General features: G+C 59.3%; 4 protein-coding genes and 1 pseudogene. 2 read left to right on the top strand and 3 right to left on the bottom strand.

The window, feature by feature from the left end; all coding sequences use genetic code 11:
- A partial coding sequence (locus Ga0074115_RS08130; protein ID WP_198295056.1) for an immunoglobulin-like domain-containing protein occupies window positions 1-6654 on the bottom strand: 6654 nt, incomplete at its 3' end.
- A gap of 785 nt (window positions 6655-7439) precedes the next feature.
- On the opposite strand from Ga0074115_RS08130, the gene Ga0074115_RS08125 reads away from it, so the two are divergent.
- Both Ga0074115_RS08125 and Ga0074115_RS08120 read left to right on the top strand, forming a co-directional pair.
- Window positions 7440-10769, top strand: a complete 3330-nt coding sequence (locus Ga0074115_RS08125; RefSeq protein WP_232432983.1) for a mechanosensitive ion channel domain-containing protein — start codon at window positions 7440-7442, stop codon at window positions 10767-10769.
- Window positions 10770-11282: 513 nt separating this feature from the next.
- Entirely contained in the window at window positions 11283-16280 is a 4998-nt protein-coding gene (locus Ga0074115_RS08120) for a beta strand repeat-containing protein (RefSeq protein ID WP_060528399.1), read from the top strand.
- A 3-nt stretch (window positions 16281-16283) separates the two neighbouring features.
- Here the strand turns inward: Ga0074115_RS08120 and Ga0074115_RS16235 are convergent, their stop codons facing one another.
- Both Ga0074115_RS16235 and Ga0074115_RS17250 read right to left on the bottom strand, forming a co-directional pair.
- Window positions 16284-16559 carry a hypothetical protein gene (locus tag Ga0074115_RS16235; RefSeq protein ID WP_157292705.1) on the bottom strand — a complete coding sequence of 92 codons (276 nt, stop codon included), beginning with the start codon at window positions 16557-16559 and terminating at the stop codon, window positions 16284-16286.
- A 103-nt stretch (window positions 16560-16662) separates the two neighbouring features.
- Window positions 16663-16845, bottom strand: a pseudogene (locus Ga0074115_RS17250) (transposase); the annotation flags it as partial.
- Between the last annotated feature and the right edge of the window lie 128 nt (window positions 16846-16973).

Raw genomic sequence — 16973 nt, 5'->3', positions numbered from 1 at the left:
GCCGTGGTAGACGCCCAACAATGTCTTGCCGGCACTCCCTTGGCCCGGAAACGCATTGGCATCCAGCGGGCTGGTTGCGGCATAGAACTCGCTCAGGTTATAGAAGCCATCGCCATCCGCATCGAGACCAGCATCTGCGGCATACAATGGATCCAGACCATATTGGAGTTCCCATAGGTCAGTCATCCCGTCGTTGTCATCGTCCAGATCCTCACTATCGGGAATACCATCGCCATCGGTATCAACTGGACCCAGCGCGACAACCTTAACCTGCCGCACGACACTGGCAATATGCCCCGCTGCGTCGGTGACGCTGTAGGTCAGCGTATAGCTACCCGCAGTGGCCGAGTCCACGCTGCCGCTCACCTGAATGCTGGCCGTCAGGTCACCGTCGAAGGTGTCACTGGCCGTGGCACCGGGGTCGGTAAAGCTACTGCCCGCCTCAAGGCTGAGCGGATTCGCGCCCAGCAGAGTGATTACCGGATCGGAGGCAGCTGCCACCGTGACGATGCGGGTCGCTGTGGCGCTGTTACCAGCGGCGTCGGTAGCACTGTAGGTCAGCGTATAGCTACCCGCAGTGGCCGAGTCCACGCTGCCGCTCACCTGAATGCTGGCCGTCAGGTCGCCGTCGAAGGCGTCACTGGCCGTGGCACCGGGGTCGGTGAAGCTGCTGCCCGCCTCAAGGCTGAGCGGATTCGCGCCCAGCAGAGTGATTACCGGATCGGAGGCAGCTGCCACCGTGACGGTGCGGGTCGCTGTGGCGCTGTTACCAGCGGCGTCGGTAGCACTGTAGGTCAGCGTATAGCTGCCCGCAGTGGCCGGGTCCACGCTGCCGCTCACCTGAATGCTGGCCGTCAGATCGCCGTCGAAATCATCGACTGCAGTGGCACCCGGATCAGTAAAGCCAGAGCCTACCTCAAAACTGAGCGGATTGGCGCCCAATAGGGTGATCACTGGCGAGATGGTGTCTGAAGGTACGGGTGAACCTGTCGCCATCAGTTCCACATCATCGATCTGTGCCGTGGTGATCTCATTGGCCGCAGTTTTCTGGTTATTGAAACCGCCGATAACTATCGAGTGATCACCTGCCGGGAGAGTCCCAAAGTTGACCTCAAACAGTTGCCAACCAGTCGTCTCGTCCTGGCCACCGTTGCCGTTACCTGCAAGTTGCGCGATGTAGTCGTTGGGATCCAAGCCAAACAGCACCCCATCCAGGCTGACCAGCATCTGGCTCTGCTCATTCGCCTCATAGTGGGGTGACTGACTCAGGTTATAGCGGAATGACAGGCTGACCTCGGCCGGTTCAGCCAAGTTAAAATTGTGCTGCCAGCCACCTGACTGGCCGAAGGTGTCGATGGTGTCGATGCCACCCAGGATCACCTCCAGCCCAGCGCCAGAGAAGCCGCCATTGGCCTGCCAGCGACCATCTGCGTAGTCGGGCTGAGTGGTGCCGCGGAAGGCATCATCCAGGTAGACAAAACCGTTGGCGCCGCTGTCGAAGCCCTCCTGGAACAGCGGCAGTGACTGGTTCACGCTGACCGTTGCCGTGGCGACGATCCCATCCGCCTCAGCCCGCACCGTAAAGGGTCCGCCCACGCTGACCGCGGTAAACAGGCCGGTCTCGGAGATGCTGCCACCGGCGTTGATGCTCCAGACCGGGGTGACCTCGATTGGGTTGCCGAACTGATCCTGGCTGTCGATGGTGAACTGCAGCGAATTGCCAACACCAATCGTCACACCCGTTGGGTTGACTGACATGGATGTCAGCAGCGGCGCCTCACCGGTGGTGGCCGATGTCGCATCGCTGCGCTCGCTCTCGTTGCCCCAGGCATCAAAGGCGCTGACCTGGTAGCTGTAGGCGGTGGCTGAATCAAGGCCGTTGTCCTGGAAGCTTGGAGATTCGCTGGTGGCGATCTCCGTCCCATCACGGAAGATGCGATAGCCGGTCACCGCGACGTTATCCGTCGATGACTGCCAAGCAAGGTTGATGCTGGTTGAATCGACCGAGGTTGCGCTCAGGCTCTGCGGCACACTGGGCGCCTCCTCATCCAGCGTCTCACTGACCTCAATACTGAGACTGTCACTGGCGGTCGCCCCGCCATCGTCGGTCACCGTCAGGGTAACCGTGTAGGTTCCTGCCGAGGTGTAGATGTGGCTGGGCGTGGCGCCAGTAGCGCTGTTGCCGTCCCCAAAATCCCAACTGTAATCGACGATGCTGCCATTCGGATCGTTTGAGCCGTTGGCATCAAAGACCGCGGTGAACGGCACCACACCAGTGCTTTCGATGACCCTGGCCACAGCGTTGGGCACCAGGTTTATCACGCCGGCGGAGCGCAGCTGCAGATCGTCAATCAGAATCCGGGTGCTCTCGTTGGCGGAGGTTTTTAGATTATTGTGGCCACCAATTATCAGGCTGTGCTCACCCGTAGGCAGGCTGCCGAGGTTGATCTCGACGCTCTGCCAGCCGGTAGTCTCATCGGGACCGCCATTGCCGTTGCCGGCGATCTGGGCAATGAAGTCGTCGCTTGACAGGCCGACCAGCACACCGTCGATGCTGAGCAGCATCTGGCTCTGTTCGTTCGATTCGTAGTGTGGACTCTGGCTCAACTGATAGCGGAAGGAGAGCACCAGTTCAGTGGGTACCCCCAGGCTGAAGTTGCGCTGCCAACCATCGGACATGCCAACGATGTCCCTGCTATCGATCCCCCCCAGGATGACCTGGAGCGCGCCCCCGGAGAAGCCCTGATCGGCGCTCCAGCTGCCATCGGCATAGCCAGGCTGGGTGGTACCGCGGAAGGCATCATCCAGATAGCTGAAGCCGCTGGCATCGCCATCAAAGTGGGTATCGATGATGTTAGATGGCAGTGCCACACTGACCGAGGCGGTGGCAGAGAGTGCGCCATTCACGGCGGTGATGGTAAACGGACCGCCGACACTAGTAGCACTGAACAGGCCGCTCTGGCTGATGCTCCCTCCTCCGCTTACCGACCAGACCGGTGCAACCAAGATCGGATTGCCGTACTGATCCTCGCCAGTGGCGGTGAACTGCTGGCTACCACCGACCTCAACCTGGGCCGCAGATGGAGTCAGGTTGAGGCTGCTCAGCACCGCTGCATCCAGGGTGGTGGCAGAGTCTGCGCTGCTGCGACCACTCTCGTTGCCAGCCGCGTCATAGGCACTGACCGCGTAGGAGTAGCTGGTGGAAGCACCCAGACCGCTATCCTGAAAACTGGTCGCCGTGGTGGTAGCAATCTCACTGCCGTCGCGGAAGATACGGTAACCAGTCACTGCGACATTGTCGCTCGCAGCCTGCCAGCTGAGATCGATAGTCGTGGCGCCAGTGGCGTTCGCCAGTAGGCTCTGTGGTATAGAGGGCGCGCTGGTGTCGGGCAGATCCGCCACCGTGATCACGACACTCGCCGAATCGGTCGCACCCACATCATCGGTGACGGTCAGGGTTGCGGTGTAGCTGCCAGCGGCGGTGTAGCTGTGGCTTGGGTCGGCCTCGCTGGAGCTGCTGCCGTCGCCGAAATCCCAGCTCCAGGCGGCGATCACGCCATCGGGATCGCTGGAGTTGCTGCCGGTGAAGTTGGCGCTAAACGACACCACACCGCTGTTCTGATCCACCGTTGCAACTGCATTAGGGGCGATATTGAGCACGCCCGAGGCACGCATCAACAGATCGTCGATCAGGATCCGGGTGCTCTCGTTAGTAGCGGTTTTCAGATTATTGTAGCCACCGATGGTTAGTGTATGACTGCCGATGGCCAAAGTGCCGAGGTTGATCTCGAGGCTCTGCCAGCCGGTGGTCTCATCGGGACCACCATTGCCGTTGCCGTACACCCGAATACCGGCGTTCTCACCTACCAGTTCACCGTCGAGGCTGAGCAACAGCTCGCTGTATTCGTGGGACTCATAGTGCGGTGTTTGGCTGACCAGGTAGCGGAACGACAAGATCAGCTCGGTGGGACCGCTGAGGTTGAACTCACGCTCCCATCCGCCCGACATGCCGGGGATATCCTTGCCATCGATGCCGCCCAGCAGCACCTCCAGGGCCCCTCCCGTATGGCCACCCTCTGACTGCCAGAAGCCGTCAGCATAGCCCGGTGCACTGGTGCCACGGAAGCTATCATCACGATAGATGAAACCTTCGGTACCACTGCTGAAGTAGGTTTCGATCAGATTCGATGTGGGGGCGACGACAACTGTAGCGGTGGCCGTCAGGCCGCCAGTCTCGACCGTCACAGTATAGGGACCGCCAACCGTATCAGCCCGGAAGTAGCCACCGTCGGTGAGGCTTCCGCCGCCATCCACCGACCAGACCTGGCTGGCGGTGATGGGGTTGCCATACTGATCCAATCCAACCGCATCGAACTGGCGAGTGCCGCCGATCTCCAGTCGGAGAAAGCTGGGGTCCAGGGTCAGGCTGGTCATCACCGGCGCGGCGCCGGTGGTGGCTGAGTCGCTATCGCTAGGGTCGCTCTCATTCTCCCAGTTATCAAATGCACTGACCCGGTATTCGTAACTGGTCGACGCGCTCAGGCCACTATCCTGATAACTCGTCTCGCTGGTGGTGGCAAGCTCATTCCCATCGCGAAAGATGCGATAGCCGGTCACCGCCACATTATCGCTGGCAGGCTGCCAGCTGAGGTTGATCTTGTCAGTGCCTTCGGCGCTGACAATCAGCCCTTCGGGCACACTTGGGGCCTCTGTGTCGGGGGTCTCGGTGACAGTGATGGTGAGACTGGCACTATTGCTGGCACCACCATCGTCGGTCACCGTCAGGGTAGCTGTGTAGACACCCTGTGATGTGTAGGTATGGCTTGGATCAGCCGAACCTGAGTTGTTGCCATCCCCGAAGTCCCAGGCGTAGGAGGCGATGCTGCCATCGGAGTCGGATGAGTTGCTGCCGGTGAAACTGACAGTCAGTGGCGCTGCACCAAGCTGGGTGTCAGCCACCGCCACGGCACTGGGAACCTGATTGATCTCGCCGACCACACGCAGCAGTAGGTCATCCACATAGACGCTGGTAGTCTCATTGGCGGCAGTCTTTTTGTTGTTGTAAGCACCTATCATCAGGGTGTGTTCGCCCGCGGCCAGGGTACCGAGGTTGATCTGGAAGGTCTGCCAGTTGGTGGTCTGGATCGAGCCACCATTGCCATCGCCGACGATCTCAGCGACATAGTCGTTGGGGCTGACTCCAAACAGTACGTTGTCGAGGCTGAACAGCACCTGGCTCAGTTCATCACTCTCATAAAAGGCAGCGTGATCAAGACGGTATCTGAAGTTCAGTTCAACTTCGGTAGGTGCGCTCAGGGTAAAACTGCGCTGCCAGCCACCCGACATGCCGAAGATGTCGTCTGCATCGATGCCACCGAGTTGGACTTCCAGCGCACCACTGCCGGCAAACCCTGCCGAGGGCTGCCGTGATCCGCTCGCATATCTGGCTTGGCTGGTGCCACGGAACCCATCATCGAGATAGCTGAAACCATCCTCATCGCTGTCGAAATCAGCATCGAAGAGGATCGAGGCACTATCGATGACGCTGATAGTCAGACTTTTGGTGGCCTTGTTGCCATCCGCATCGCTGACTTCAACAGTAAAACTTTGCGACTCATTACCGGTCGGGGTGCCACTGATCACGCCAGATGCTGAGAGTGTCAGACCATTCGGCAGGGTGCCGGAGAGTAGACGCCAGGTAAAAGGGACCGCCTGACCATAGGCGGTGAGTGTGGTGCTGTAGGGCTGACTGGTATCCCCATCGGGCAAACTGTTGGTGGTGACACCAACACCGGATGGGGTGATCTCCAGTCGCTCCACGATGCGCCGCTGGATCTCCCGGATGTCACCTTTGACATTGCCATCGGCGGCCATGATCGCGTCTTCGATGGCCGCGATTTCGGCATGGCTGTAGGGGTTGCTGATGATCGATTTTTCGTAGCTGCCATCCTGAAAGGCTTCATGGATGTAGGGATCATCAATGCTGAACGGGATGAACGGCCCGTAGTTACTCGGGCCGACAGTGATCCAGATCAGCCGGTAGTTAGGCACCGTCATACTGCCCCAGATCGAGGTCGGATTGTGCATGTGCCAGATGTAGGCGAGGTCGCGGATCTCGAACAGATTCGGATCACCGCGACTCCAGTTGTCCATATTCCGGGCCTCGCTCCAGAAGCCGATCTCCTTAAAACCCACCAGGTAGAAGGGATCGTCCGGACCCAACTCATTGATACCGTTGCTGCGGATATAGGCGGTGCGCATCCCGCCGTTGCGGGAAGGTCCGGTTACCAACACGGTGTTGGGGATCGCCTCCGGTGCGATCAGCTCCGCCATCTCCTCGAAGTCGGAGCCCAGAGCAACGGCGTGCTCACGCACCTCACGGTCGTCCGGGCCGCCGGTGCCACCAGCGTTTTGGGTATTCCAGGTGAGGCCAGCATCGTTCAGGCAGGAGTGGAACTGCCTTGGCCCGTCAACCGGAGGACCGACACAAATGAAGCCGTGTTCGTAGGCAAACTTCCCGAACTTGCTGCCACGTGCAATGCTGCCCGGTGGCATGTAGATCATGGTATTGGGCTGCTGCCCCTGGGCGGCCTTGACGATGACCGGCGTGGAACTGTCAGTATAGGTCAGTCCAGGTCCCAAAGGGCCTGTCATCGCCGCCATGGTGGTGGCATGGAGGTCAAACGAAACAAGTAGCAATAAAATTAGGGAAACTATTCCTTTTGTTTTTTGCCTACACAGGATTCGCAACGCCATTTATTCTTCCTTGTTTTCAGTTTCGATCGAAGCCGATGTTCTTTTCGTGAAATTAATTCTCTTTCTTTCTTGATGATGATCAAGACCTGCAACTGTAAAGAATTTCGGCTCGTGACTCAGTTCACGCAAAGCAGAGGTAAGAAGATAAAATCAGAAGACATTTAATAAAATTCAGGCATAATTATTGACCTCTCGAAAACATAGACATTTACTTCCTATCTTCTTTCCCCCATTGTCTCTGGCTACTACCATCCTCCAGCCGTTGACTGGCCAGAATTTATTCGGCTGATTCAATAGATACAGGTAAGGGTGTTGATTGATAAGAAATGCCCATGCTTCATCTCCTCCGCCGAATAATCAGAGGCTCCCTAATCCTCCACACCAATTGAAACGTTCATCTGGCCAGCCCTACAGAGGATACTGAGCCCCCCTGGCTTCGAATCACAGGATCATCGCTGCCTCAACCATGGCCGGACGATCTGGGTTATGATCGATCCGATCAACAGAAACCTTTCCCCGGCTCGCAGCTATATCTTGACAATGCTCAGCGAAGACCACTGGATGGGGGGCCTTCCCCACATTGATGCCACCAACACGACCCTAATAATCGCCTGAAGATGCGCCAGACGAGACACCTTCTATTCAGCCTGATAGGCCTGTTCCTGCTGCTCACGGGGAGCGCCATGGCACCGCTCTGGGCCGCCAGCCTCGAGCAGAACGGTTTCACTCTGCCAGAACGGCTTGAGTCCGCCCGCCAGGCCGCCGAGTCTGACCCCAGCCTGTCAGAAGGAATCAAACAACGGATCCAGGAATTCTACAGCCAGACTGTAAAATGGCTTCAGGCGGGAGCTCGGGCCAAGGCCGATCTCAAACAGCTGGAACAACGGGTTCAGCAGGCCCCAAAACTGATCAAAAAGACTCGGGCGCAGCTGTCGCATCCGCTGCAGAACACTCCCTCGGTCCGCTCCATCACCCGCCGCGCCAATCTGGAGCAACTCGACTTTGCGATCAGTCAGGAGCAGCAGACTCTCAACCAGAAGCGCGAAGAGCTGAGACAACAGGAGGAGGAGCTGGCGCGCCTGCTGGTCGGCGCCAAGGGGATCAGTGAAGAGATAGTCACCAGCAACAACTCGATTGCCGAGATCGAGGAGGATCTTAGGGTGCCGGCCAGCGATGAACCCGCCGCACTGACCGAGGCACGGATTGCCGCACTGAATGCACGCAAGCAGATCCGTCAGACCGAAGTCAGTTCACTACAGCTGCAGCTCGGCAACCTGAACCTGCTCACCAACCTCGCCCAGGTGCAGAGAGATCTGCTGCTGGCCACCGTCGCGTTGCGTCAGGACAGACTTGATCGCCTCAAACAAAGCGCCTATGAGCTGCGCGAAAATAGCGCCCGCGAGGCGCTCCAGGAGGCCGAGGCGCTGCGCGAGAAGAGCGCCGAACTGCCACCTGAGATCCAGACCATAGCCCAGGAGAATGCACGCTATCATCAGGAGCTGGAGGCACTGATCCAGAAGGAGAAATCGGTCTCGGAGCAACTCGAACGGACGCAGCGCAGCCTGGACGAGATCAGGAACGATTATGAGCGGACCCGCCAGCGGGTCGATGTGGTCGGCTCAAGCAAGGCGATCGGCAAGATGCTGCGCCGCCGCCAGGATGCCCTGCCTTCATTCCAGAGTTATCGCCGTACCTCTGCCAGTCGCGGCGAGGAGATCAATCGCGCCACCGATCGCCAGATCGAGATTGACGAACTGCTGAGAGAGCGCAGCGACGTTGAAGAGCTGGTGACAGTAATGCTGCAGGGAGTGCAGCAGGATCTCTCTCCCGCCCAGCAGAAACGCTTCCGCAAACAACTCTACACCCTGATCCAGAACCGGCGCGACGCGCTGAACAGACTGCAGACCATATATGGCCGCTACATCGGCCAGCTCACCACCCTCGACCTGGCGGAGCGGCAGCAGGTCGATGTCGCCCGGGCATTTGTCGATTATATCGACGATCAGCTGCTGTGGATCCCCAGCACCCGACTCGGCAATCTATTCGAGGTGGAGAGACTCGCTCATGCGCTGCTATGGCCGCTCGCCCCAAGCCACTGGCTCGAACTGAGCCGGGATCTGCAAGAACTCTGGCAACAACAACCGGGCAGGCTGCTGCTGTTGCTGGCCAGTAGCCTGCTGTTGCTGATCTACCGGCGCAGTGCGCAGCGGCAACTGCCACTGCTGGCCGCCAAGACCCGCAAGATCCGCACTGACGCCTTCCACCTTACACTGCAAGCCATTGCGCTGACCCTGCTGATCGTTGGCGGACCGACGTTGCTGATGGTCGGTGGCGGCTGGCTCCTCTCCCACCTCACTACCGCCTCGCCCTTCACCCTGTCGCTGGCAAATGGAATGATCCAGGCAGGGCTGACCTTGGGCGGGCTGAACCTGCTCAGACAGATCTGCCTCACCGATGGCCTGGGTGACCGGCATCTGCGATGGAATCCGGGCGTGCGCAGCGCCCTGGTCAGCGAGCTCCGCTGGCTTGTACCGCTCATCCTGCCGCTGATTTTTCTGGTTGAGCTGAGTGTCCGAACTAATCCCTCACAACCGGCCCAGGAGCTAAGCCAGATTGCCTTCCTGCTGCTGATGCTGAGTGCTTCCGCTTTTGTCTTTCACAGCCTGAGCCGCAACAGCCCGCTCATCAGCAATCTGAACAACAATGAGAGCCTGCTGGCACAGCTCCACTTCCTCTGGTTTCCGCTCTTCCTGCTGCTGCCGCTGGCGTTGCTGCTGCTCTCCGCCAGCGGCTACCATTACACCGCGGTGCATCTGGCGGCGCGACTGGAGATGACCTTCTGGTTCTTCCTCGGCCTGTTTATCCTCAAAGAGTTGCTGTTGCGCTCGCTCTACATCGCCGAACGTCGGCTGCGCTTCGAGGATGCGCTGCGCCGCCGCGAGGAACTGCGCAGCCAGCGGGAGCGGAATGATGAGGAAGAGGAGAGTCCACTGATCTCACTGGAGATCCCGGAGGTCGATTTCGATCAGCTGGGGGAGCAGGCAAAGCGGCTGCTGCGGGCAGGTTTTCTCTTCGGTGCGGTGATCGGCACACTAATTATATGGAGCGAGCTGCTGCCGGCGCTCAACTTTCTCGACTCGGTGGAGCTGCCGTTTCAGGCCAGCCGTCTGATCGACGGCATCAGTAAAGAGGTACCGGTCACCCTGGGAGATCTGGTGATCGGCTTGATCATCCTGGTGATCACGGTGATGGCGGCGAAGAACCTGCCTGGCGTACTGGAGATCACCCTGCTGCAGCGGCTGCCCCTCGATCCGGGTGCCCGCTATGCGATCACCGCACTCTCCCAGTACACCATCGCCGGCATCGGTATCTTCTCTGCCTTCAGCACCATCGGCCTGCAGTGGTCGAGCATCCAGTGGCTGGTGGCCGCAATGGGTGTCGGCCTCGGTTTTGGCCTGCAGGAAATCGTCGCCAATTTCATTAGCGGCATCATCCTGTTGTTTGAGCGGCCGATCCGTGTCGGCGATGTAGTGACCATCGACGAGACCACCGGTGTGGTCTCGCGCATCCGCATCCGCGCCACCACTATCACCAACTACGACAAGCAAGAGTTCCTGGTCCCCAACAAGGAGTTCATCACCGGGCGTCTGATCAACTGGACCCTCAGCGATAAGATCAACCGAATTATCATCACGCTCGGGGTCGCTTACGGTTCCGATGTGGATCGTGCCATGGCCTTGATGACCGAAGCCGCACAAGAGAACGAGGATGTATTAAACGATCCCAAACCTTTCTGTACCTTCGAAAGCTTTGGCGATAACGCATTGACGCTGATGCTGCGCGCCTATCTGGGATCGATGGAGAACCGGGTCTGCACCATGAGCGCCCTGCACAAGGCGATCAACCACAAACTCACCCAGGCCGGGATTAATATCGCCTTTCCGCAAAGAGACATTCATCTCGATACCAACCGCCCACTTCAGGTCGAACTCTCCCGCAAGCGGAGCGATTAGTAGCCATTTACGTGCATCCTATTGATGCAAAAAACTGCTAGTAGATAAGATCAGAGACAGATTAGATACACGTGTTATCTTTTTGTTTTTATTGGGATAATAATTGCAAGTCTTCCCTATAGCAGCAACTCAATGTGGAATACAGCACTGATAAGAGTGCGTCATTTGCGCACAGACGAAGTAAAGTCTTAACTTAATTCCCCCTTCAAATCATCTATTTATGTTTAAGGATTGAGGTTCCTCACAAAACACACACCAGTGCCAAATGTTGCGTGACAGAAGTCACACTCCCCCCAGCAGTCCTCGTCCACGATATTGATCACCCCATAGGAAGCAAGAGAATGGAGCCATTAGTTTCTTGCTGTTGCCCGGGCAACAGGGGAGCAGGCATCCAGTTTCAGCTGGACTCTGTGAGCAAGGAATCCGTCTTTAAGATCAGACGGATAAGCGACATCCTTCAGCCCCCCTGTCAGTAGAGGCAAGAAAAGCCAACAAAAATGGGGGGATGTATTAATGTTTATGACAAAGCGCACCAAGCCACTCTATCCTTTGGCTCTGTTGCTCAGCACTCTGCTGTCAGGCTGCGAGCTCGGCTTAACCGACGATCTTGCCACCAATACCGCAGCAACGGTCCCAGATAACGACCCACCTACTATTACCTTGCTCGGCGCCACGCCGCTCACGGTGGAGGCAGGCAACAATTACATTGACTCGGGCGCCACTGCCAATGACGCCAAAGATGGCGACATCAGCGCCAACATCGTGCTCAGCGGCAGTGTCGACACCACCACCCCCGGTAGTTACATCCTCACCTATAACGTCGCTGACGCTGCCGGCAACAACGCCGCCGCAGTGACCCGCACCGTGGTGGTGGCCGATACTACCGCACCGGTCATCAGCCTCACCGGCGACGCTACCCAGACGATCAATCTAGGTAGCAGCTACAGCGACCCCGGGGCCAGCGCCACTGACTCACTGGATGGCGACATCTCTTCCAGTATCGTGGTTTCCGGCACCGTCAACACCAGTGCGGTAGGAACCTACACCCTCACCTACAATGTCGCTGACGCCGCCGGCAATGCCGCCACGGCAGTCACCCGCACGGTCAACGTCGTCCTGGTGGTCGGTCTCGACACCATCCCGCCGGTGATCACTCTGAACGGCGCCAATCCACAGACAGTTTCGGTCGGGACCAGCTACAGTGATCCCGGCGCCACTGCGAATGATGACCGGGATGGCGACATCAGCGCCAACATTTCGGTCAGCGGCAGCGTCAACAGCAGCCTGGTCGGCAGCTACAGCCTGAGCTATAGCGTTTCCGACGCCGCCGGCAATGCAGCAACAGCAGTCACCCGCACGGTCAACGTTGTCGATACTACCGCCCCCGTGATTGCCCTGAATGGCGGCAGCCCCCTGGTGCTGGAAGCCGGCACCACCCCGTTCAGCGATCCGGGCGCCACCGCCACAGATAATGTGGACGGCAATATCAGCGCCAACATCACTGTCAGCGGCTCGGTCAACCGGGCGGTTGTCGGTGTCTACAGCCTGACCTACAGCGTCTCCGATGCGGCCGGCAACAACGCCAGCGCCACCCGCAGCGTGACGGTCAATACCGCGGCCGCACCAGTAATCACACTGAGCGGCGACAATCCGCTCTCAGTCCGGGCGGGTGATACCTTCAGCGACCCCGGCGCATCCGCCATTGATAATGTCGATGGCGATCTCTCCGGCAGTATCAGCGTCAGCGGCACGGTCGACACCTCCACCGTCGGCAGCTACACCCTCACCTACACGGTTACCGATGCGGCTGGCAACAGCGCCACCCAGACTCGCACCGTCAACGTCACCGAGACCACCGCCCCGGTCATCACCATCACTGGTGACAATCCGCTCGCCCTGGAAGCTGGCACTACCGCCTATAGCGACCCAGGCGCCAGCGCCAATGATAATGTCGACGGCGATATCACCGGCAACATCACTACCAGCGGCAGCGTCGACAGAACCACTGCCGGCACATATACCATCACCTACACGGTTACCGATGCGGCTGGCAACACGGCTACCTCGACCCGTACCGTCAACGTCTCGGCCGCCACCGCACCGGTAATCACCCTGAGCGGTGACAACCCGATGACGATAGCCGTAGGCGCCAGCTTCACCGACCCAGGCGCCAGCGCCAACGACAACTTCGATGGCGATGTTTCGGGCAGTGTGACCGTCAGCGGCACGGTCGACACCAACACCCCCGGCGACTACACCCTGACCTACCAGGTCACGGATGCGGCTGGCAACACCAGCACTCAGAGCCGCACCATCAGTGTTACCGACCAGACTGCACCGGTGATCGTCCTCGCCGGCGACAACCCACAGACTGTCGACGCAGGTTCCAGCTATAGTGACCCAGGCGCCAGCGCCAGCGACAACATCGACGGCGACATCTCCGCCAACATCACTGTCAGCGGCAGCGTCAACACTGCCGTACTGGGCAACTACACTTTGACCTACAATGTCTCCGACGCCGCAGGCAATGCAGCCACCGCAGTCAACCGCACGGTCACCGTTGCCGACCTGAGCGCGCCGGTGATCACCCTCAGCGGCAGCGACCCGATGACGGTTGCTGCAGGTTCAGTCTTTACTGATCCCGGCGCCAGCGCCAGTGACACCGTCGATGGCGATCTGAGCGCCAGCATCGTCACCACCGGTAGCGTCAATACCGCGGCAGTGGGCAGCTATACGCTGACCTACAACGTCTCCGACAGTGCTGGTAACGCCGCCACTGCGGTGACCCGCACCGTCAACGTCACCGATCAGACCGCACCAACGATCACGCTGAGTGGCGACAACCCGATGGGGGTGGCCTTGGGCGGCACCTTTACCGACCCTGGTGCCTCTGCCAGTGACGCCATCGACGGCGATATCTCAGCCAATGTCACAGTCAGTGGCACCGTCGATACCAACACCCTGGGCAGCTACACTCTGACCTACAACGTCTCCGACTCTGGAGGCAATGCAGCAACGCCAGTGACACGTACCGTCGAGGTCAAAGATCTCACCGGGCCGGTCATCACCCTCAACGGTGACAACCCACAGACCGTCTCAGTGGGTGCGACCTACAGTGACCCGGGGGCAACCGCTATCGATAACGTGGACGGGGATCTCTCAGGCAGCATCACGGCCAGCGGTAGTGTCAACACCGCGGTCGCTGGCATCTACACCCTGACCTACAGCGTCACCGATGCGGCTGGCAACAGCTCCACCCTCGATCGCACGGTGGTAGTGGCTGACCAGCCCCCTACCCTGGCATTGATCGGAGACAACCCCTTCACCCTTGAGGGAGGCACCCCCTTCACCGATCCAGGCAGCACCGCCACCGATGATGTGGACGGTGACATCTCCGCCAATGTGGTGGTCACCGGTAGTGTGAATAACGCTGTGGTGGGCAGCTACACCTTGACCTACAACGTCTCCGACAGTGCTGGTAACACCACCACGGCCACCCGCACCGTCAACGTGGTCGATACCACCATACCGGTGATCACCCTCATCGGTGCTAACCCGATGGTACTCACCGTCAATGTCGACACCTATAGTGAACCGGGCGCAACCGCCAGCGACACGGTGGATGGGGATCTCTCCGGCAGCCTAGTGATCGGCGGCGATACAGTCGATACCAACACCATCGGCAGCTATAGCGTGACCTACGATGTCACCGATGCCAGCGGCAATGCCGCGACTCAACTGACCCGAACGGTTCAGGTGACAGCACCCGCCCCGGATGCACCAATCAATGTGAGCATGAGCTTCAGCTTCAAGCAGATCGGCTTCAGCTGGGACGCCTCGGCCGGTGCTGATCACTATCGTCTGATGGTCAACCCGGATGGGGCCTCCGGCTTCAGCGTGGTATCCGGTGCAGAGGCGATCGCCGGCACCAGCCATACCATCGACATTGCCACCCATCTGCAGGATTGGGCCAATGCCCGCTACATGGTAGAGGCCTGTAACGCCGGCGACACCGCCTGCAGCGGCTCTGCCGAGCAGGCCACCAGCGTGATCGACTCGATCAGCAGCATCGGCTACTTCAAGGCCGGTAATGCAGGCCTTGGCGACAACTTCGGCCTGAGCGTGGCGATCAGCGCGGATGGCTCCACCATGGCTGTTGGCGCCCCGCTGGAGGACAGCGCCACCAGCGGCGTCAACTCCACCCCGGACGAGGCAGCCACCGATGCCGGTGCCGTCTATGTCTACGTCTTCTCCGCCGGCAGTTGGAGCCAGCAGGCCTATATCAAGGCATCCAACACCGGCGCGGGCGACGAGTTCGGAACCTCCCTGGCACTCAGTGCCGATGGCAACACCCTGGCGATCGGCACCATCAAAGAGGACAGCGGGACTACCGGTGTCAGTGTCGACAGCAGCGCTGCGGATGAGTTGGCAGTCGATGCCGGTGCCGTCTATCTCTTCACCCGTTCAGGCACTACCTGGAGTGAGCAAGCCTACATCAAGGCATCCAATACCGAGGCCGGTGATGCGTTTGGAGCATCCCTGGCACTCAGCGCCGATGGCAACACTCTGGCGGTGGGGGCCACCCTGGAGGATAGTGATAGCGATGTAATAAACGCCGGCGAGGCAGACAATACTGCAGACAGCGCGGGTGCCGCCTATGTGTTCACCCGCAGCGCCACCACCTGGAGCCAGCAAGCCTACATCAAATCGGACCACTCCAAAGGCAACACTACATACGGCGGAGACCTGTTCGGCACCTCGATCGCTCTGAGTGATGATGGCAACATCCTGGCGGTGGGCGCCATCCATGAAGACGCCGATGCCGCCGGCACTATTAATGCGGTCGGAAACTCAGGTGCAGTGTTTGTCTATACTCGTGCCGCTGGCACCTGGAGCCTGGATGCGATGGTCAAGGCAGCAAATGCTGGCAGTGACCACCTCTTTGGCTCAGCGGTTGCCCTGGGCAGCGACAGCACCAGCCACACTCTGGCAGTGGGGGCTACAGGTGAGGATAGTGACACCATTGGCGTCGACTCGATTCCCAATCCAGCCGCCAGCAATGCCGGTGCCGCCTATACCTTTACCCGTCCGCTCACCGGTGGAGCCTGGACCCAACAGGCCTATATCAAGGCCTCCACGGCCAGCCGGCAGCAAGACAAGTTTGGCTATGCGCTGGATCTGAGTAGCGACGGCGCCCTGCTAGCGGTAGGCATGCCGTGGGAGGATCGGTCAAGCAAGGGCGTCAACGACCCGAACTTCACAACCAGCACAGATTCTGGCGCGGTGTTTGTGTACGGACGCAGCGGCAGCAGTTGGAGCAGTCAGAGCTATGTCAAAGCCTCCAACACTGGCGCTAGCGATAAATTCGGCTATGGGCTCTCGATCAGCGGTGATGGTTCTACCTTGGCAGTCGGCGCGTATTGGGAGGACAGCGCAGCAACCGGAATCAATCCAGCACCAGGGGTCGATACTTCTGCTCTAGAGGATATAGGCGCGGTCTATCTCTACTAACCTTCATTGATCTTGCAGTGACAAGACGGCCTTCTCGGAGGCCGTCAGTTTGATGACAAACCCCGGCAAAATACCGGGGTTTGTTTTTGAGAGGGACGCAGAAATCAGGCTGGCTGATTCAGCTGCTGCACAGGCACAAGGCAACCGAATAGCCCAAACGGAAGGCAAAACCTCCGATGGCGCAGCCTGGACGTTAAGAGACTGGGCAGTGGCGCCATAAATCGCGCCAACAGCAGCGCGATCTTTTTCATGTTCTGACAGGCTGCAGCCAGCAGACATTGGGCCTGCGCCCGGGCCAGACCCCGGAAACGGGCATAGCGGCCTTAGCATCGGCGAAGCTGCGCTCCACCGTCTCCCGACGCTGCTCGTACTCACGCCGGCCCTAGTCCGTTAGCCGGTTCCGATTGATTTTCTCCCGCTCCTCTTCCCACATATGGCGGATGACCACCTTCTGGGTATTCTGGCTGCGGGTACATCGATCAAGTAGGGGGCAATCCTTGCAAAAGACGGGGACAGACTTGTATTCCCGATAACCTGTCCGGTTGGTGGTGCTATAGCGCAGCCGCTGGCCCTGGGGACGTGGTACACATCCTGCCGGGCGTCGTAGCTGAAGTCCCGCCGTTTTAGCTGGCCCTTGGGAGTGTGCGGGCGCTTGTGGCCCACCACCCCGTCAATGCCCCGTTCCATCAGTCC

The sequence above is a fragment of the endosymbiont of Ridgeia piscesae genome, assembly GCF_001443665.1.
GTDB classification, from domain to species: domain Bacteria; phylum Pseudomonadota; class Gammaproteobacteria; order Chromatiales; family Chromatiaceae; genus Endoriftia; species Endoriftia persephonae.
The sequence above is the reverse complement of the archived record's forward strand: the minus strand, read 5'-3'. Positions and strand labels throughout refer to the sequence as shown.

Excerpts from the sequence above, each read along its gene's own strand:
- Ga0074115_RS08125 (WP_232432983.1), top strand. The coding sequence starts at position 7,440 with ATGGCACCGCTCTGGGCCGCCAGCCTCGAGCAGAACGGTTTCACTCTG.
- Ga0074115_RS08120 (WP_060528399.1), top strand. The coding sequence starts at position 11,283 with ATGTTTATGACAAAGCGCACCAAGCCACTCTATCCTTTGGCTCTGTTG.
- Ga0074115_RS16235 (WP_157292705.1), bottom strand. The coding sequence starts at position 16,559 with ATGTCTGCTGGCTGCAGCCTGTCAGAACATGAAAAAGATCGCGCTGCT.